This is a genomic window from Kitasatospora sp. NPDC002227 (assembly GCF_040296285.1).
In the GTDB taxonomy this organism is placed as follows: domain Bacteria; phylum Actinomycetota; class Actinomycetes; order Streptomycetales; family Streptomycetaceae; genus Kitasatospora.
Genome location: NZ_JBEOWY010000005.1, coordinates 122488 through 138815, shown reverse-complemented (window position 1 = coordinate 138815; position 16328 = coordinate 122488). Strand labels below are relative to the sequence as shown.

At 74.2% G+C, this 16328-nt stretch carries 17 protein-coding genes; 10 read left to right on the top strand and 7 right to left on the bottom strand.

Annotation, left to right across the window (positions count from 1 at the left end; genetic code table 11):
* Positions 1-44: 44 nt before the first annotated feature.
* Positions 45-527 (top strand): MarR family winged helix-turn-helix transcriptional regulator, encoded by a 483-nt coding sequence (locus tag ABT095_RS06705; protein WP_350528195.1) that lies wholly within the window; start codon positions 45-47, stop codon positions 525-527.
* A 5-nt stretch (positions 528-532) separates the two neighbouring features.
* Positions 533-1795, top strand: coding sequence for an MFS transporter (locus tag ABT095_RS06700; protein WP_350528279.1), 1263 nt, complete (start codon positions 533-535; stop codon positions 1793-1795).
* 13 nt (positions 1796-1808) lie between these two features.
* Here ABT095_RS06700 and ABT095_RS06695 read toward each other — a convergent pair whose 3' ends face one another.
* Positions 1809-2249, bottom strand: coding sequence for an ester cyclase (locus ABT095_RS06695; RefSeq protein WP_350528194.1), 441 nt, complete (start codon positions 2247-2249; stop codon positions 1809-1811).
* 105 nt (positions 2250-2354) lie between these two features.
* Here ABT095_RS06695 and ABT095_RS06690 point away from each other — a divergent pair, with 105 nt between their 5' ends.
* A complete protein-coding gene (locus ABT095_RS06690) occupies positions 2355-3011 on the top strand; it encodes a TetR/AcrR family transcriptional regulator C-terminal domain-containing protein (RefSeq protein ID WP_350528193.1) in 657 nt (218 codons plus the stop codon).
* Positions 3012-3344: 333 nt separating this feature from the next.
* Positions 3345-4376 (top strand): isoprenoid biosynthesis enzyme family protein, encoded by a 1032-nt coding sequence (locus ABT095_RS06685; protein WP_350528192.1) that lies wholly within the window; start codon positions 3345-3347, stop codon positions 4374-4376.
* Between the two features lie 41 nt (positions 4377-4417).
* On the opposite strand, the gene ABT095_RS06680 is transcribed toward ABT095_RS06685, so the two are convergent.
* A complete protein-coding gene (locus ABT095_RS06680; protein ID WP_350528191.1) occupies positions 4418-5101 on the bottom strand; it encodes a Type 1 glutamine amidotransferase-like domain-containing protein in 684 nt (227 codons plus the stop codon).
* 145 nt (positions 5102-5246) lie between these two features.
* Between ABT095_RS06680 and ABT095_RS06675 the strand changes: the two genes are divergently transcribed.
* Positions 5247-5693 carry a hypothetical protein gene (locus ABT095_RS06675; protein ID WP_350528190.1) on the top strand — a complete coding sequence of 149 codons (447 nt, stop codon included), beginning with the start codon at positions 5247-5249 and terminating at the stop codon, positions 5691-5693.
* Here ABT095_RS06675 and ABT095_RS06670 read toward each other — a convergent pair.
* Genes ABT095_RS06670 through ABT095_RS06660 form a run of 3 tightly spaced genes read right to left on the bottom strand, consistent with a single transcriptional unit; the run spans position 5611 to position 8793 of the window.
* Complete coding sequence (locus ABT095_RS06670; protein WP_350528189.1) at positions 5611-6543, bottom strand: ADP-ribosylglycohydrolase family protein; 933 nt, start codon at positions 6541-6543, stop codon at positions 5611-5613. The genes ABT095_RS06675 and ABT095_RS06670 overlap by 83 nt on opposite strands.
* 10 nt (positions 6544-6553) lie before the next feature.
* Complete coding sequence (locus ABT095_RS06665) at positions 6554-7567, bottom strand: hypothetical protein (protein ID WP_350528188.1); 1014 nt, start codon at positions 7565-7567, stop codon at positions 6554-6556.
* A gap of 59 nt (positions 7568-7626) precedes the next feature.
* On the bottom strand, positions 7627-8793 hold the full coding sequence (locus tag ABT095_RS06660; RefSeq protein ID WP_350528187.1) for a pyridoxal-phosphate-dependent aminotransferase family protein: 1167 nt from the start codon (positions 8791-8793) through the stop codon (positions 7627-7629).
* Positions 8794-8887: 94 nt separating this feature from the next.
* On the opposite strand from ABT095_RS06660, the gene ABT095_RS06655 reads away from it, so the two are divergent.
* The 3 genes from ABT095_RS06655 (at position 8888) to glnII (ending at position 11987) form a co-directional block, all read left to right on the top strand.
* Positions 8888-9979 carry an amidohydrolase family protein gene (locus ABT095_RS06655; protein WP_350528186.1) on the top strand — a complete coding sequence of 364 codons (1092 nt, stop codon included), beginning with the start codon at positions 8888-8890 and terminating at the stop codon, positions 9977-9979.
* A gap of 113 nt (positions 9980-10092) precedes the next feature.
* Positions 10093-10770 (top strand): uracil-DNA glycosylase, encoded by a 678-nt coding sequence (locus ABT095_RS06650; RefSeq protein WP_350528185.1) that lies wholly within the window; start codon positions 10093-10095, stop codon positions 10768-10770.
* 194 nt (positions 10771-10964) lie between these two features.
* Positions 10965-11987, top strand: coding sequence for a glutamine synthetase (glnII, locus tag ABT095_RS06645; RefSeq protein ID WP_350528184.1), 1023 nt, complete (start codon positions 10965-10967; stop codon positions 11985-11987).
* A gap of 58 nt (positions 11988-12045) precedes the next feature.
* Here glnII and ABT095_RS06640 read toward each other — a convergent pair whose 3' ends face one another.
* Positions 12046-12810 (bottom strand): GNAT family N-acetyltransferase, encoded by a 765-nt coding sequence (locus ABT095_RS06640; RefSeq protein WP_350528183.1) that lies wholly within the window; start codon positions 12808-12810, stop codon positions 12046-12048.
* A 74-nt stretch (positions 12811-12884) separates the two neighbouring features.
* Between ABT095_RS06640 and ABT095_RS06635 the strand changes: the two genes are divergently transcribed.
* On the top strand, positions 12885-13637 hold the full coding sequence (locus ABT095_RS06635) for an SDR family NAD(P)-dependent oxidoreductase (RefSeq protein WP_350528182.1): 753 nt from the start codon (positions 12885-12887) through the stop codon (positions 13635-13637).
* A gap of 192 nt (positions 13638-13829) precedes the next feature.
* On the opposite strand, the gene ABT095_RS06630 is transcribed toward ABT095_RS06635, so the two are convergent.
* On the bottom strand, positions 13830-15020 hold the full coding sequence (locus tag ABT095_RS06630; protein ID WP_350528181.1) for an enoyl-[acyl-carrier-protein] reductase FabV: 1191 nt from the start codon (positions 15018-15020) through the stop codon (positions 13830-13832).
* 160 nt (positions 15021-15180) lie between these two features.
* Here ABT095_RS06630 and ABT095_RS06625 point away from each other — a divergent pair, with 160 nt between their 5' ends.
* Positions 15181-16299 carry a M48 family metalloprotease gene (locus ABT095_RS06625; protein WP_350528180.1) on the top strand — a complete coding sequence of 373 codons (1119 nt, stop codon included), beginning with the start codon at positions 15181-15183 and terminating at the stop codon, positions 16297-16299.
* Positions 16300-16328: the final 29 nt, after the last annotated feature.

Here is a 16328-nt window from a genome sequence, read left to right as displayed (position 1 = left end):
CCCACTTCTGACAGCACTTGTACAAGCACTGTTACGATCGCCGGATGACCGCCGATCCCACCCGTCAGAGCCGCTGGCGTCCGCTGCGGCTGCTCCAGGCCGCCATGGACGCCGACATCGCCCGGATCTACGCCGAGCGGCAGATCGAGGGCCTCAAGCCGAGCTGGGTCATGGAGCTGCTCCGGCTGCGCGCCGAGGGCCCGATGACCATCAAGGAGCTCGCCGAGTCGGTCGGGCGCACCCACTCCGCGCTCAGCCAGAAGGTCGCCGCGATGCGGGCGGCCGGCTGGGTGGAGGTCGCCGAGGGGGCGGACGCCCGCACCCGGACCGTCTCGCTCACCGGGCGGGCCCACGAGGTGGCCGACCGGCTGGCCGCCGAGTGGCGGGCCACCGAGGCGGCGCTCGCCGCACTGGAGGCCGAGCTGCCCTACCCGCTCTCCCGGGTCGTCGACGACATCGAGCAGGCGCTCCAGCGGCGCAGCTTCCACGACCGGATCGCGGCCGAGCTCGACGGCGGTGAGTGGTGAAAGGCCTGCGGAGCGCACTGATAGACCTCGAGCCGTTACGCACCTCGCCGCCCTTCCGGCGGCTGTGGATCGGCCGCAGCCTGTCCGGCTTCGGCAGCCAACTGGCCTTCGTCGCCGTGCTGTTCCAGATCTGGCAGGCCACCGGCAGCACGGTGTGGACAGGCGCGGCCGGCCTGGTCCAGGCGCTGCCGCTGGTGTTGCTCGGCCTGTTCGCCGGGGCGCTGGCCGACCGGGTCGACCGGCGCCGCTGCTACCTGCTCGCCACCGGCGGCCAGGCGGTCTTCGCGCTGCTGCTCGCCTGGCAGGGGCTGTTCGCGCCGCTGCCCCCGGCCGGGGTGCTCGGCCTGCTGGCCGGCCAGGCCTGCTGCGCCGCGCTGAGCGCACCGGCCGCCCGGACCTTCGCGGCGCAGCTGCTGCCCGCCCGCCAACTCGCCGCCGGGCTGGCCCTGCAGGGCGTCGCCTTCCAGGGCGCGCTGCTGCTCGGGCCCGCCCTGGGCGGCCTGCTGCTGGCCCGCTGGGGCGTCGGCACCTGCTACCTGCTGGACGCCGTCAGCTTCCTGGCCGCCGCCCTCGGCGCCTACGGGCTGCCGAAGTCGGCCGCGGGGGAGCGGACGGCCCGGCCGGGCCTGGGCGGGCTGGTGGACGGGCTCGCCTTCCTGGCCCGTACCCCCGTGGTCCGGGGCGCGCTGCTCACCGACCTCGCGGCCACCGTGCTCGCGATGCCGGTGAGCGTCTTCCCCGAGGTCAACTCCGAGCGGTTCGGCGGCAGTCCGCGCACCCTCGGGCTCTTCCTGACCGCGCTGGCGGTCGGCGGAGTGGCCGCCTCGCTGCTCTCCGGTGTCTTCACCCGGCTGCCGCGCCCCGGAGTGGTGATGTTCGCCGGCTCGGCGGGCTGGGGCGCGGCCCTGCTGCTGTTCGGCCTGGCCACCAACTCCCTTGCCGCACTGGGCTTCCTCGCGCTGGCGGGCGTTGCCGACACCGTCGCGGTGGTGGCCCGGGGCACCGTCGTGCAGTCCCACACCCCCGCCGAGTACCTGGGCCGGGTCGGCGCGGTCGAGCAGATGGCCGGCCAGGCCGGCCCGGACCTCGGCAACCTGCGCGCCGGCCTGGTCGCCGGCGCCGGCTCGGCGCAGACGGCACTGGTGAGCGGCGGACTGCTCTGCCTGCTGGCGGTCGCCGCCCTGGCGGCGGGCGGCCCGGAGCTCCGGGCCGCCGCGGTCGGGGGCGGCACGGGAGGGAACAGCCCAGCCGGGGAGGGCCCGGCCTGACGGCCGCCGCCGGTCAGTCCATGGTCGGCCAGTCCCAGCCGAGCTGGATGAACATGCCGAGGCGGTCGCTGACGGCGCGGATCTCCACGATCTGCCCGGCGCGGACGGTGAAGATCCAGATCTGCTCGACGTCGCAGCGGCGGTTGGTCGGCTCGGGCATCCGGGCGTGGAAGCCCGTGTGCACGCCGGCCACCCGCAGCCGGGCCACCACCTCGTCGTCCTCGGCGATCAGCTGCTCGATGTGGAAGCCGTCCCCCTCGGCCTCGGTGCTGAAGGCGGCCAGCTGGAGGCGGAAGCCCTCGACGGCGGCGCCCGGCGCGTCCTCCTCACCAAAGATGATCTTGTTGTGGTCGATCACCGACGGGGAGAGCAGCTGCACCCAGCCCTCGCCGGAGCGGTCGTTCAGCGCGGCGACGAAGTCGCGGATGACCTGCTTGTTGGCGGTGGTCGACATCGTGGTTCCCCCTGCTGTGGCTTGTTTCTTACGCGGTAAGTTTCGCTGGGGAAGAGTGTTCTCTTATGGTGTAAGAAAGTCAAGCGCGCGGAGGAGAGGCAGTTCATGGCACAGCAGCAGGCGGCCCGGCGCGGCCGGGGCGAGCGGGCCGGTCTGAGCAGGCAGCAGATCCTCGACGCGGCCCTCGGCCTGGTCGACCGGGACGGGCTCAAGGGGCTGACGATGCGTTCGCTCGGCGAGGAGCTCGGCGTCGAGGCGATGACGCTCTACCACTACGTGCCGAACAAGGACGCCCTGCTCGACGGCCTGGTGGAGCAGGTCTTCACGGCCGCCACCCCCGCGATGGACGGCGCCGCCGACTGGCGCGCGGCCCTGCACGCGTACGCCACCGCGCTGCGCGAGGGCCTGCTGCGGCACTCGGCGGTCCTCCCGCTCGCCACCTCCCGGCCCGCCGTCACCCCGGCGACCCTGGACGACATCGAGGCCCTGCTGCGCCTGCTCGTGGCGGGCGGCTTCTCGCTGGGCCGGGCGCTGCACGCCCTCAACTCCCTCGCCGTGTTCGTGATCGGCCACGCCACGGCGGAAGCCCGGATCGTGGTCGGCGCGGAGGAGGCGGGCGGTGCCGACTGGCTGGCCGCGCTGGAGGCCGAGCGGTACCCGCTGCTGATCCGCGCCGCGGGGGAGGGGGTGGGTGCGGACGACGGCGAACGGTTCGCGTTCGCGCTCGACGCGCTGCTGCTCGGCTTCGAGGCGCTGCGTTAGTGCGTCCGACCGGGCTGCGTCCGCCGGGTTGTGGCGGCCGGGTTGTGTCGTACCCGCGATCTGTGGTGGCGGAGCATCCGGTCCACGGCGAGGCCGGTCGACGGCCGTGTTGCCGGTGCGCTGGGCCCGGCCGAGATCTGGTCCAGTCGCCGGGCAAGGGTGGCGAGGAGCTCTGCCAGGCCCTGACCGGCTGTCGCGCCGACGGCTCCTCGGCGTCAACCTGTCCGTGGCTGGTGCGCCCGATCGGGTGAGTGAGCGGCGGAGGCGGGGGCGGCGAACTGTCACTGTGTCAGTATCCGAAGCAGCGTTGGGAGGACTACGGAAGGACGCGCTGTGCACCTGACCGGCTCCGCTCTGCCCAGGCACCGGCCGCCACCCGGTGTCGACACGCTCCACTGCACACGGCAGCGCGGCCTGGACGCGATCGCCGACGCCCGGCTGCGGCCGATGGTCGCCAGCGTGCTTGACTCGGGGCTGATCGAGGAGGCCATCGCCCGTACGGACGGCTTCGACCCGCCGGTCGATCTCGCTCGAGCCCGGTCCGACGCCCAGGTGTTGACCGCCGAGTTGGCCGCTTTCGGGGTCGAGGTCCCGGCCGCCACCATCGGCAACATCACGCTGATGCGCGCCATGATGGTGCCCATCGCGGACCCTGCCATCGCTCTCGCGGTCGATCGCATCTGGGTGTTCACCACCAACGTCGACGACGTCTGCTCCCACGACCGCGCCGCGGCGGAGGCGCTGCTGCAGGCGGGCCTGCTGCCCGGCGCGCCGGCCGCCGCCTCGCCGAACGCCCGGTACGTCCGGCACATGTTCGAGCAGGTGGCGCCTTACTGCGACCCGACCTTCCTCGCAACCTTCAAGTCGTTCTTCCACAATGCGATCACCGGGGTGCTGATGGAGGCGGAATTCACCCCGGAGGTGGCCGACGAGGTCGACAGCGACTTCGTCCGGGTCTTCAACGGCTTCTCCCAGTTCTGGTTCACCAGCCTGCAGTTCGCCGATCCGTGTCTGGACGCCGGGCGTCACCGGGCCTTCTGGGCGGCGGCCCTGAGCTCCGGCGTCGCCTTCCTCAACGACATCAACGACGTGCTGTCCTTCTACAAGGAGGCCGTCCACGGCGAGGACTTCCTGATCGGTCGCATCCACCGCCAATCGCTCAAGGAGGGAATCCCCTACCTCGCCGCCTACCGCCGTAGCTTCGACAGCGGTCTGGCTGCCTGCCGTCGGACCCTCGACCTGGCCACCGAGGAGCAACGACCTTACGTGGACCGCTACCTGACCGGCTTCGCGTACTGGCACCTGCACTGCCGCCGCTACCGCTGGCAGGACGTCTACCCCGGCCTGGCCATGATCGACGTCTAGTCCGGCCGGACCGTCCCGACCTCGGCCGGAGGCCGGGGCCGCTACCGGTTCCGGCCCGGCGGGGTCGGGGTGAACAGCTTCCAGTGGCCCTCGGAGACGACCTCGACCCTGCCGTCCGTCACCATGACGGCGGTCTGGGCGTCGGTGGCGTACGCCGGGCCTGACAGTCCGGCGGCCCACTGCTCCGCGTCGGCCAGGGTGGTCCCCGGACCGCCGAGATGGGGGAAGAGGGAGAAGTCGACGAGGCCCAGTGCGGTGTCGTCGCCGGTGGGCGGCCGCCAGTCCAGGTAGCGCTCGCCGACGCGGGGGGTCAGCGCCATGCTCCCGGCGCTGATCCCGACGTAGACGGTGTCGGGCAGGGCGGGCAGCAGGTCGGCCAGGCCGGACTCCCGCATCCAGTGGGCCAGGTAGAGCGCGTCGCCGCCGTTGACCAGCAGGGCGTCGGCCTCCCGGACCCAGGAGGTCCAGCGCTCCTTCTCGATGCCGGGCAGCGCCGTGAGCTCGAGCACGCCCACCGACTTCCAGCCCAGCCCGGTCATGGGGCCGGGCGCCTGCCCGCTGATGAACCGCCACGGCCCGCCCGGCTCCGCGTACGGGCCCCCGTAACCGGCCGTGGGGATGCAGAGGGCGGTGGCCTCGGCGACCGGCTTGCCCAGGAGGTCGACCAGGGCCGCCAGGATGCTCGCGTTCCTGACGCCCGAGTCGGTGAGGAGGAGTTTCATCATGCTCCGCGGTGGTCGGCCGTTCTGACTGTCCGTCCTCAGTCTCCCCGTGCGGTGCCCTGGTGTCAGCGGGTCCGGGCGACCGATATTGAACATGTTCAAAACTATGCCATGATGTCACCCACGAACCGTTGGAGTGGGGGCAGTGGTGACGCTGGTCGCGAAGGGTACGGCGGGCGGCGGCCGTCGGACGGTGAGCGCCTGGGTGTGGGTGGCGGTCTGGGCGGTGGCGGCCGCGGTGGGCCCGATGGTCGGGCTGCTGGTGGGCCTGATCGTCCTCGGCGCGATCCCGGCGATTCTGCTGGGGGTCCACCTCGGGCGGACCTGCGCCTGGCCGGCGCTGGCGGGGGCGGTCGGAGCCGGGATCGTCGGGCCGCCGCTGGCCTTCGCCTGGTCCGGTTCGCTCGCCGAGGCGGCGGACGGCGGCTCGGTCCTGTTCCTGGCCCTCGCGGTGGTCGGCCTGCTGGTGTACGCGTTCCCGCTCATGCTCGCCGCCGTCGCGGGGGCGTGGCTCACCGTTCGACCGGCGGGAGCGGCTCGCGGGCCGCGTGCCAGGCGGCAGGCAGGGCCGCCACGCCGGTACGGGCCGCGGTGACGCCGCCCGCGATGGCGCAGGTGGTGTCGATGTCGCCGCGCCCGGCGACCGTCAGCCAGAGCCCCTCCGCCAGGTCGTCCAGCCGGGCCGCCGCGCACCAGAGGGCGAACGGCACGGTGTCGGGCCCGGACATCCGGTAGCCGGAGCCGAGCACCTCCGCCGCGTGGCGCACGGTTGTCCCGGCCGGCATCCGGGCCGCGATCCGCAGGTCGGAGCGCACGTCGCTCTCCGGGAGCAGCTCGGCGACCGCCAGCAGGAACTCCGGCCGCGCCGGCGCCGGGCCGCCCCGGCTGCGGACCGCCAGCGCCGCGGCCAGGGCCACCGCGACCGCCCCTGCGACGGCCTCGGGGTGGTGGTGCGAGACCTCGCCCTGCCGGGCGGCCTGCTCGGCCGCGCGGTCGAGGTCGGCGGCGTGCCAGGCGCCGACCGGCGCCGCGCGCATCGCGGCGCCGTTGCCCCAGGAGCCCTGGCCGCCGAACTGACCGGTGACCACCGGCCGCCAGGGCTCGCCCGCGCCGATCCGGCGCAGCACGTCGTGCATGGAGGGTCCGTACCCACGGCTGGTGTCCTGCGCGTAGGCCGTGGCCAGGCGCAGGGCGAACCGTCCTTGGTCCACCAGGCCGTCGCCCGCCAGGAGTTCGCGGACCAGCTCCACCGCCTGGACGGTGTCGTCGCTCCACAGCCAGGGCCGCTCCGCGGGCAGCGTGCGCGCCGCCAGTGCCGCCTCGCCCTCCGTACGCAGGATGCGGAACCAACGGTCGCCGAAGGCGTCGCCGAAGGCGTCGCCGAAGGCGTCGCCGAAGGCGAGGCCCTGCAGCGAGTCGAGTACGGCGGCGGGGAGGTTCGTCATTGCCGCAGTATCACAGCGCATCCTCGCGAGGAGCACCCGCTCTACCGCCCGGCCCGTGGTGCTCGCCGCCTTCGCCGTCCAGCGCGGCGGCGAGCCGCTCGACGGCGAAGCCGCTGATCAGCAGGCGCTCCTTGCGGCTGGCCAGCAGGCGCTGCGTCCAGTCGGTGAATCCGCCGTCCGCGAGCTCCACGGCCTGACCGCCGATCTCGGCGAAGACCTTGAAGCACAGGCCGGTGTAGTAGCCGCGCCCGCTCGCCCGGTTTGGGTCCTCGACGATCTCGACGCCCGGGGTTTGGGCCAGTTCGGCCCGCACCTGTGCCAGGACCGGGGCGGCCGCGGCGTCCAGGCAGGTGAGGCGGAGCTCGGTCCGCCGTACCCCGGCGTCGGCCAGCGCCCGGACGGCGAACCGCAGGTGCTCGAGCAGGTGTCGGCGCTCGAAGGCCCGGTCGCCGGTGTCGCGGCCCGCGGTCACCAGACCGAAGAGCTGGAAGTGGGCGAGCATGCCGGGGGTGTCGAAGTGCTGGGCGCGCACCACGCGTTGGGTGGTGGCCAGCCGGACCGGGACGGCCGAGCGCGGGTCGGCGGCCAGGGCCCGGGCCCGGCGGTCGGCGGCCTCCAGGGCCAGCCCGTTGGTGGGGTCGGCCGCCACCTCGCTGCCCCGGACGGTGGCGACGACCTTGCGCGGGTCGACGGTGGCCACGGCCGTGTGCGCCGCGAGCGGGACGAGAGGGGACAGTGCGAGCGGCCGGAAGCCGGCGGGCAGCGCGGCGAGCAGGAGGTCCTCGGCCCGGCGCAGCAGCGCGAAGTCCGTGGGAGCCGGGGCCACGAACCGGTCGGTGCGGTGGCGCCGCAGCACCTCGGCCGGGGTGAGCCGCTCGGCCCGCCGCCGGTAGACCTCGAGCAGCAGCGTGGTCAGCTCCGCCCCGCTCAGCTCCGCGGCCAGCAGCTCGAGCAGCTCCGGCCCGCCCGCCCGGGCCAGGGCCCGGCGCAGCGCCGCGCCGGTCGGGTGTGTATCGCCTGTCATGGCGCACAGTCTGGCCTGGCAGGCGGACCGGCGCCGCCGAATTTCCGCAGCTCAGCCGGTCAGGCGCCAGTGGGCCGCGGTGGCGTCGTCGCGCTGTTCGAACCTGGGCCGGCGGCGGCCCAGCGGGTCGCGTCCCTCGGCTGGACGTCCGCCTGGGACTCCCAGGCGGAGTGCGCCGCTGCCAGCGCCGGGGCCGGGTCGGCGTCGGTCGCGGCGGCCAGGGCGGCCAGGGCCGACAGGACGGTCGGCAGGTCGGCCGCCCGGCCGTAGTGGTTGACCCGGAGCAGTTCGGCGGCCAGGGCGCCGCCGCCGGCCTGGACGGGGAGGGCGGGGTCGAGCCGGGCCACGAGCCGGTCGGCGCGCAGGCCGTCGGCGGTGCGCAGGGTGGTGGCGACCGGGGCGGCGTGGCGGTCCTCCACCACGAACGGCGAGAAGCCGGGGAGCAGCCGGGCGCCGGCACGGGTGGCGAGGGCGGCGGCGCGGTGGCGGGCGATCACGGCGGGCAGTCCGTCGGCGGCGATCCGGTCGAGGCAGGCGCCGAGTGCGAGCATCTCCAACTGGGCGGGGGCGTGCGGGAGTACGGTGCGCCCGGCGTCCGTCCAGCGCTCCTTCCAGTCGAGCAGCGAGAGGTAGGAGCGGCGTGGGGCGGCCGGGTTGGCGGTGATCCGCTCCCAGGCGCGGGGTGAGACCGAGACGGCCGAGACCCCGGCCGGCCCGCCCATCGCCTTCTGCCCGCCGATCACGCACAGGTCCACGCCCCAGGCGTCGGTGAGCAGCGGCTCGGCGGCCACCGAGGCCACCGCGTCGAGCATCAGCAGCGCGCCGTGCTCGCGCACCACGGCGCCGATCTCCGCGACCGGGTTGGTGTTGCCGGTGGCCGCCTCGGCGTGCACCAGCGAGACGAAGTCGGTCTCCGGGTGGGCCGCCAGTGCCTCGGCGACCTGCTCGGCGGAGACGGCGCTGCTGTACGGCACCGCGAGGTCGACCACCTTGGCGCCGCTGCTGCGCAGCCAGCCGCCGAAGGTCTGCCCGTACGGGCCGGTGACGATGTTGAGCGCCGTACTGCCCGGGTGGGCCGCGCCCCGGATCGCCGCCTCGAGCGGAAGGAGCGCCTCGCCCTGCTGGATGATCACATCGGACTCGGTGTGCAGCAGCGCCGCCACCTGGTCCTCGATCGCGGCGAACTGGGCGGCGCCGAGCGGCGGCAGGTCGAGGAACGGACTCATCGGGCGGGCCTTTCGGGACGTAACGGACACCGTCGGCCAGTCTGCCGCATCCTGCTCCCACCGCGGGCGGCGCGCGCTCGGTAGAGTGCGGGCCATGAGCGATGCTGCGGTGCTGCACGTCAAGGGCCGGGTGCTGGTCGGGCCGGAGGAGGTCCGGGACGAGCTGTGGGTGGTCGGCGGCCGGGTCACCTTCGAGCGGCCCGCCCACAGCGGTGAGGTGCAGCGCGTCGACGGCTGGGTGCTGCCCGGGCTGGTGGATGCGCACTGCCACGTCGGTCTGGACGAGCACGGCGCGGTGGACGAGGCGACCAGCGAGAAGCAGGCGCTCACCGACCGGGCCGCGGGCACCCTGCTGATCCGGGACGCCGGTTCGGCCGCCGACACCCGCTGGGTGGACGACCGCGAGGACCTGCCGAAGATCATCCGGGCCGGCCGGCACATCGCCCGCACCCGCCGCTACATCCGCAACTACGCCCACGAGATCGAGCCGGGCGACCTCGCGGCCTACGTGCGCCAGGAGGCCCGGCGCGGCGACGGCTGGGTGAAGCTGGTCGGCGACTGGATCGACCGCGAGCGCGGCGACCTGGCGGCCTGCTGGCCGGGCGACGCGCTGCGCGAGGCGATCGCGGCGGCGCACGAGGAGGGCGCGCGCGTCACGGCGCACTGCTTCGCCTCGGAGTCGCTGCCGGACCTGCTCGCGGCGGGGATCGACTGCGTCGAGCACGCGACCGGCCTCACCGAGGAGTTGATCCCGCAGTTCGCCGCCCGCGGGGTGGCGATCGTGCCCACGCTGGTCAACATAGCGACCTTCCCGGGCCTGGCCGACGGCGGCGAGGCCAAGTTCCCCGCCTGGTCCGCGCACATGCGCCGCCTGCACGAGCGGCGCTACGCGACGGTCGGCGCCGCGCACGACGCGGGCATCCCGGTCTTCGTCGGCACGGACGCGGGCGGCTCGCTGGCGCACGGGCTGGTGGCCGAGGAGGTGGCCGAGCTGGTGAAGGCCGGCCTGACCCCCACCGAGGCGCTGTCGGCAGCGAGTTGGGGAGCCCGCGCCTGGCTCGGCCGCGAGGGCCTGACCGAGGGCGCACCGGCCGACCTGGTGGTCTACGACCAGGACCCGCGGGCGGACGTCCGGGTGCTGGCCGACCCTGGGACGATCGTGCTGAGGGGCCGGATCGTTCGGTAGGCCGGGGCAGTTGGCGGGCGTACGGCCTCCGGTGCGCGCCCCCGGCCGGAGTCTCGAAACGGGGATGTCAGGACCGGCCACGGGGTGTCGCACTGGGCCGATAGGGTGGCGTTATGGCACCGCGTCCACTGCACGAGATCGTTGAGCCCGGCTGGGCCGCCGCGTTGGAACCCGTCGCAGGGAGGGTCGCCGCGATGGGCGACTTCCTGCGCGGCGAGATCGCGGCGGGCCGTACCTACCTGCCCGCCGGGCCCGACGTGCTGCGGGCGTTCCAGCAGCCGTTCAAGGACGTCCGGGTGCTGATCGTCGGACAGGACCCGTACCCGACCCCCGGCCACGCCGTCGGCCTCAGCTTCTCGGTGGCGCCGCACGTGCGGCCGATCCCCGGCAGCCTGATCAACATCTTCCAGGAGTACGGCCGCGACCTCGGCCTGCCCGCGCCCGCCAACGGCGACCTGACGCCGTGGACGCAGCAGGGCGTGCTGCTGCTCAACCGCGCCCTCACCACCGCCCCCGGAAAGCCGGCCGCGCACCGGGGCAAGGGCTGGGAGGAGGTCACCGAGCAGGCGATCCGTGCGCTGGTCACCCGGGGCGGCCCGCTGGTGGCGATCCTCTGGGGCCGCGACGCCCGTAACCTGCGCCCCCTGCTCGGCCCCTGCCCCAGTATCGAGTCGGCCCACCCGAGCCCGATGTCGGCCGACCGCGGCTTCTTCGGCTCCCGCCCGTTCAGCCGGGCCAACGAACTCCTCGCCCGCCAGGGCGCCCAGCCCGTCGACTGGCGCCTGCCGTAACGCTCCTGCGGGGGCGACCCTCAGGGCCGCCGGGCCCCGCAACCGGTGGCTCGCCTTCCGCACTGGCACTCTCGGACAGTGAGCGTGCCACTGCGGACGGTTGGTTCACATGGGCGTTACATAGGAGGAACAACCGGGAAACGGCGGCTTGCGACGCTACGCGGGCACCCACCACTCAAGTTGCGAGGTAAGCCGTGGCAATCAAGGCCGAGTACATCTGGATCGACGGCACCCAGCCGACCGCCAAGCTGCGTTCCAAGACTCGGGTCCTGGCCAACGCCGACAAGATCCCCACCTGGGGCTTCGACGGCTCCTCGACCAACCAGGCCGAGGGCCACGCCTCGGACCGCGTGCTGCAGCCGGTGAAGACCTACCCGGACCCGATCCGCGGCGGCGACCACATCCTCGTCCTGTGCGAGGTCATGGAGATCGACGGCTCCGCGCACCCGTCCAACACCCGCGCCCTGCTGCGCCCGGTCGCCGAGCGCTTCGCCGCGCAGGAGTCGATCTTCGGCATCGAGCAGGAGTACACCTTCTTCAAGGGCTCCCGCCCGCTCGGCTTCCCCGAGGGCGGCTTCCCGGCCCCGCAGGGCGGCTACTACTGCGGTGTCGGCGCCGAGGAGGTCTTCGGCCGCGAGATCGTCGAGCTGCACCTGGACCGCTGCATCGACGCGGGTATCGCGATCTGCGGCATCAACGCCGAGGTCATGCCCGGCCAGTGGGAGTTCCAGATCGGCCCGGTCGACGCGCTGACCGTCTCCGACGACATGTGGGTCGCCCGTTACCTGCTCTACCGCACCGCCGAGGAGTTCGGCATCGACGCCACCCTCGACGCCAAGCCGGCGCGTGGCGACTGGAACGGTGCCGGTGCGCACACCAACTTCTCCACCAAGGCCATGCGTGAGGGCTACGAGGCCATCATCACCGCCTGCGAGTCGCTCGGCGAGTCGCAGGAGAAGGTCCTGGAGCACGTCAACCAGTACGGTGACGACATCCAGTCCCGCCTGACCGGCAAGCACGAGACCGCCCCGTGGAACGTCTACTCCTACGGCGTCTCCGACCGTGGCGCCTCGGTCCGCATCCCGTGGCAGGTCGAGGTCGAGCAGAAGGGCTACATCGAGGACCGTCGCCCGAACGCCAACGTCGACCCGTACGTGGTGACCCGCCTCCTGGTCAACACCTGCTGCTCCGCCCTGGAGAAGGCCGGCCAGGTCTGATCCGCCGCTGACTGCGCCAGGGCCGCGAGACACCCGTCTCGCGGCCCTGCGGCGTCTCTCAGGGCTGCCGCGAGAAGTCGTGGAAGTGCCCGATCGGGGTGAAGCCGCGCCGGGCGTACCAGTGCCGCGGCCAGTCCGCCGGGTCGGCGAGCAGGAAGCGGAAGCCGCAGCCGGCCGCCCCGGCCCGGGCCAGGGCGCTGGTCAGCACGGCGTCGGCCAGGCCCCGGCGGGTGCGGTCCCAGGCCGTCACCAAGTCCTCGAACTGGGCGATCCCGTCTGCCGGTTCGAGGTAGAGGTCGGCCCAGGAGCCGATCGTGCCATCGGTGTCGCGGGCAGCCAGGAAGAGCACCTCCTCGGCCCCGCGCAGCCGGGCCACCCGCCGCTCGGCCAGATCCCGCAGCACCGCGGGCTCGGCCGCCGGCAGGGCGGTGCGCAGCCACTGCGCCAGGGCCGGGCGAAGCTCGGCGAGTCCGACCACCTCGGCGGGGCCCGCCGGGGGCGTCGGGCCGGAGTGCGCCATCACCAGGACCGTCCCGTGGTGGTACCCGGCGCGGGTCAGCGCCGGTACGCAGGCTTGGCCCAGCTCCTGGTCCGCCACGCCGATCCGGCGGTAGGGCAGGTGGCCGAGCAGCCGCTCGGCAAGCTCGGGCACCAGCTCCGGGTCGACCGGGCCGTGCAGCATCAGCTGGTTGTCGGCCTGCGAGTGCGGGTACCGCTCGTCGAGGACCGCGAACCCGCCGGGCGCCTCCACCACGGTGGCGGCCTGCCGCCGGGAGAAGGTGCAGAGGAACTCGCTGACGGCCCGCAACTGATCATTGCTCATGGAATTCATCGTAGGGACCAGCGCGCCCCCCGTAAGGGCTTGTTGGGCCGGGCGCAGGGTGCGATCTTGTCAGCATGGATCTTGGACTGACGGGCAAGCGGGCGTTCATCACCGGTGGTTCCGGCGGCATCGGGCTGGCCATCGCGCAGGCGCTGGCGGCCGAGGGCGCGCAGGTGGCGGTCTGCGGGCGGAGCGAGGAGCGGCTGGCCGCCTCGGGCTTCCTCGGCCTGCGGGCGGACGTCACCGACCCGGCCGAGCTGGGCGCGGCCGTGGACGAGGCGGCGCAGCGGCTCGGCGGCCTCGACCTGCTGGTGGCCAACGCCGGCGGCGCGTTCGGCGGCGGGCTGACCGACTCCACCCCGGAGGACTGGCTGCAGACCTACGCGATCAACGTGCTGCACGCGGCGCACGCGATCCGGGTCGCGGTGCCGCACTTCGAGCGGGCCGGGGCGGGCGCCGCCCTGGTGATCTCCTCCATCACGGGCTGGAAGCCGGGGCCCAAGTCCTCCTACGCCTCGGCGAAGGCGGCCGAGATCCACCTCGCCGCCACCCTGGGGCAGGAGCTCGGGCCGCGCGGCATCCGCGTCAACGCGCTCAGCCCCGGCTCGGTCCACGCCCCCGGCGGCTGGGCCGAGTTCGAGAAGACCCACCCCGAGCGGTTCGCGGCCTTCGCCCGCGAGGACTTCCCCCGGGGCCGCCTGGTCGAGCTCCGCGAAGTCGCCGACACCGCCTGCTTCCTGCTCTCCGAGCGTGCCAGCGGCATCAACGGCACCAACATCTGCGTCGACGCCGCCCAGGACCACCCGAGCGCGGGCCGCTTGTTCTGAGGCACAAGCACCTTCCAGGGGCGCGGGGGAGCTGGCACGGCCTTTGGCCCACCGCAGCGAGTGAGTTGCAACACCCAGGGGCGCGAGGAACTGCGCGAAGCGGTAGGCCGCAGGCCGGTGCCTTCCGCCCTCGCGCAGTTCCCCGCGCCCCTGGACAGTGCAACTGGCTCTCTGCGTTACAGGGCGGGCTGGTCAGAGGACGGTCGGCCAGGGGACGGCGGTCTCCACCGGGGTCGTGTAGTCGACTCCGGGGACGTTCCAGCCGTAGAGCTGGGCGACCTGGTCGCGGAACCAGGTGGTGTCGGCGGTGTCGGCGATGGTGTCGGTGTCGACCTGCTCCCAGACGGTACCGACGGCGGCCTGGACGGCCGGGTCGAGTTCCCAGGCGTCCAGCCGGATGCGGTTCTGGTCGTCGGTGGCGGTGGCGGGGCCGGTGAGCTGGGCCCACAGGGCCTGGGCCTGGTCCGCGGTGGTCTGCCAGCCGTCCCCGGCGACGCGGTGGAGGATGCTGGTGTAGAGCGCGATGCTCGGGATGGCGGTGGAGGCCTGGGTGACGGCGGCGCCGGCCACCACGGTGTGGGCCCGGCCGAGGCCCGCCAGCCGGGTGTCGAGGGCCCGGGCGGTGTCCTCCAGGTGCTGCTTCGCCGCGCCGATCGTCCCGGCGCGGTAGATCGGGGCGGTGATCTCGGAACCGACGTACGAGAGCGCGACCGTCCGGAACCCCTCGGCCAGCAGGCCCCTGGACTCCAGGGCCTCGATCCACAGCTGCCAGTCGGCCCCGCCCATGACCTGCACGGTCGCCTCGGCCTCGGCCGGCTCCGCGGCCGGCAGGTGCAGCCCGCCGATCCGGGGGGCGTCGTCCTCGAACACCAGGGACTTGGCCCGGTAGTCGGCGCCGAGCGGCCTGATGACGGAGTGGTGGACCTCGCCCGTCAGCGGGTCGGCGCGCCGCGGAGCCGCGACGCTGTAGATGAGCAGGTCCACCTTGCCGAACCGGGCGGCGAGCCGGTCGAGGGCCTCGGCCTTGACGCTCGCGGAGAAGGCGTTGCCGTTGAGGAAGCCGAAGTCGGCGCCGGCCTCGGCGGCGAGTTCGGCGGTGCGCGCGGTGCGGTACCAGCCGGCGCTCGCGGTGCGCCGCACCGTCCCGGGGGCCTCGAAGGCGATGCCGAGCCCGCGCATGCGGTGGCTGCGCAGACCGGTCAGCGTCGCCGCGAGGCCGTAACCGGCGCTGGCGCCGACGACGAGCGCGACCGGCCCGGGCCGGTCGTCCGCGGGGCCCGGCAGCTGCTGCCACATCCGGTCGACCACGGTGGCGCAGCCGGCCGGGTGGCTGTTGAGGTACAGGTAGCCGCGGTTGCCGGGCTTGATCTCACGCAGACTCACTCGTGGGTCCTTCGGACGCGGGGCGGCAGCTGCTGCCGATGTGGTTCCAGCAGCTCATAGCCTGGGTGAGGCGGGGGCGATCTGAGGTATCGGCCTTCGCCAGAACTGGGCACGGATTCTTGTTCCCCACGCCTGCGGACAGCGCCGCTAGCCTGGCCGTATGGACTTCACGCCGGAGGAGATCGAGCGCGGCCGGGCGCTGCGGCGGGCGCAGGTGCCCTGGGTGCTCGGCGGGCGGCTGGCCGGGCTGGTGCTGACGGTGGGTCTGGGGTTCACGGGGGCCGGGGCGCGGCTGGTGGCGGCGTTCGGGGAGTCGTGGGCGGCGCGGGTGCTGGGCGGGGCGGCGGCGCTGGTGCTGCTCGGGCAGCTGCTCCAACTGCCGTTCGGGGCGCGGGTGCGGGCGATCCGGGCCGGGTACGGGCTGGTCACCCAGGGGTGGGGCGGCTGGGCGGTGGACCAGCTGCGGGGGCTGGCCCTGGGCCTGGCGCTGCTGCTCCCCACCGTGCTCGGCCTGTACGCGCTGACCGGCTGGTCCCCGCACCGCTGGTGGCTGCCGGCCGCGGCGGCGGCCGCCGTGCTGGTGGTGGCACTCTCCTTCCTGTACCCGCTCCTGGTCGAGCCGGTGTTCAACCGCTTCACCCCGATGGCCCCCGGCCCGCAGCGCGAGGCCCTGCTCGGGCTCGCCGAGCGGGACGGGATCGCCGTACGGGACGTGCTGGTCGCCGACGCCTCGCGCCGCACCACCGCCCTCAACGCGTACGTCTCCGGCTTCGGCGCGACCCGGCGGATCGTCGCCTACGACACCCTGCTGAGCACGGCCGAGCCGCGCGAGGTCGAGCTGGTGGTGGCGCACGAACTCGGCCACGTGAAGCACCGGGACGTGCTCACCGGGACGGCTCTCGGCGCCGTGGGTGCGGCCTGCGCCGTCGTGCTGCTCGGCCTGCTGCTCTCCTGGCAGCCGCTGCTGACCACCGCGGGGGCCGGCTCCGCCGCCGACCCGCGCTCGCTCCCGCTGCTCGCGGCCTGCGCCGCGCTGCTCTCCGCCCTCTCCGGGCCGCTCCAGTGCGCCGCGAGCCGCCGGATCGAGCGCCGCGCCGACACCCACGCGCTCGACCTCACGGCCGACCCGGAGGGCTTCGTCGCGATGCAGCGCCGCCTGGCCGTCGCCAACATCTCCGACGTCGACCCGCCCCGGGCCCTCGAGCTGCTCTTCGCGACCCACCCCAGCGCCGCCCGCCGCATCGCCGCCGCCCGCGCCTGGGCGGCCGCCCGGCCGTAAATGCGCTGCTCAAGAGCCGGGTAGGTGGC

What these genes read in the sequence shown, in the direction of transcription:
- ABT095_RS06655 (WP_350528186.1), top strand. Translation starts at nt 8,888, where the DNA reads ATGAGCGATGCTGCGGTGCTGCACGTCAAGGGCCGGGTGCTGGTCGGG.
- ABT095_RS06690 (WP_350528193.1), top strand. Translation starts at nt 2,355, where the DNA reads ATGGCACAGCAGCAGGCGGCCCGGCGCGGCCGGGGCGAGCGGGCCGGT.
- ABT095_RS06660 (WP_350528187.1), bottom strand. Translation starts at nt 8,793, where the DNA reads ATGAGTCCGTTCCTCGACCTGCCGCCGCTCGGCGCCGCCCAGTTCGCC.
- ABT095_RS06640 (WP_350528183.1), bottom strand. Translation starts at nt 12,810, where the DNA reads ATGAGCAATGATCAGTTGCGGGCCGTCAGCGAGTTCCTCTGCACCTTC.
- ABT095_RS06705 (WP_350528195.1), top strand. Translation starts at nt 45, where the DNA reads ATGACCGCCGATCCCACCCGTCAGAGCCGCTGGCGTCCGCTGCGGCTG.
- ABT095_RS06665 (WP_350528188.1), bottom strand. Translation starts at nt 7,567, where the DNA reads ATGACAGGCGATACACACCCGACCGGCGCGGCGCTGCGCCGGGCCCTG.
- ABT095_RS06625 (WP_350528180.1), top strand. Translation starts at nt 15,181, where the DNA reads ATGGACTTCACGCCGGAGGAGATCGAGCGCGGCCGGGCGCTGCGGCGG.
- ABT095_RS06680 (WP_350528191.1), bottom strand. Translation starts at nt 5,101, where the DNA reads ATGATGAAACTCCTCCTCACCGACTCGGGCGTCAGGAACGCGAGCATC.
- ABT095_RS06635 (WP_350528182.1), top strand. Translation starts at nt 12,885, where the DNA reads ATGGATCTTGGACTGACGGGCAAGCGGGCGTTCATCACCGGTGGTTCC.
- ABT095_RS06670 (WP_350528189.1), bottom strand. Translation starts at nt 6,543, where the DNA reads ATGACGAACCTCCCCGCCGCCGTACTCGACTCGCTGCAGGGCCTCGCC.
- ABT095_RS06650 (WP_350528185.1), top strand. Translation starts at nt 10,093, where the DNA reads ATGGCACCGCGTCCACTGCACGAGATCGTTGAGCCCGGCTGGGCCGCC.
- ABT095_RS06695 (WP_350528194.1), bottom strand. Translation starts at nt 2,249, where the DNA reads ATGTCGACCACCGCCAACAAGCAGGTCATCCGCGACTTCGTCGCCGCG.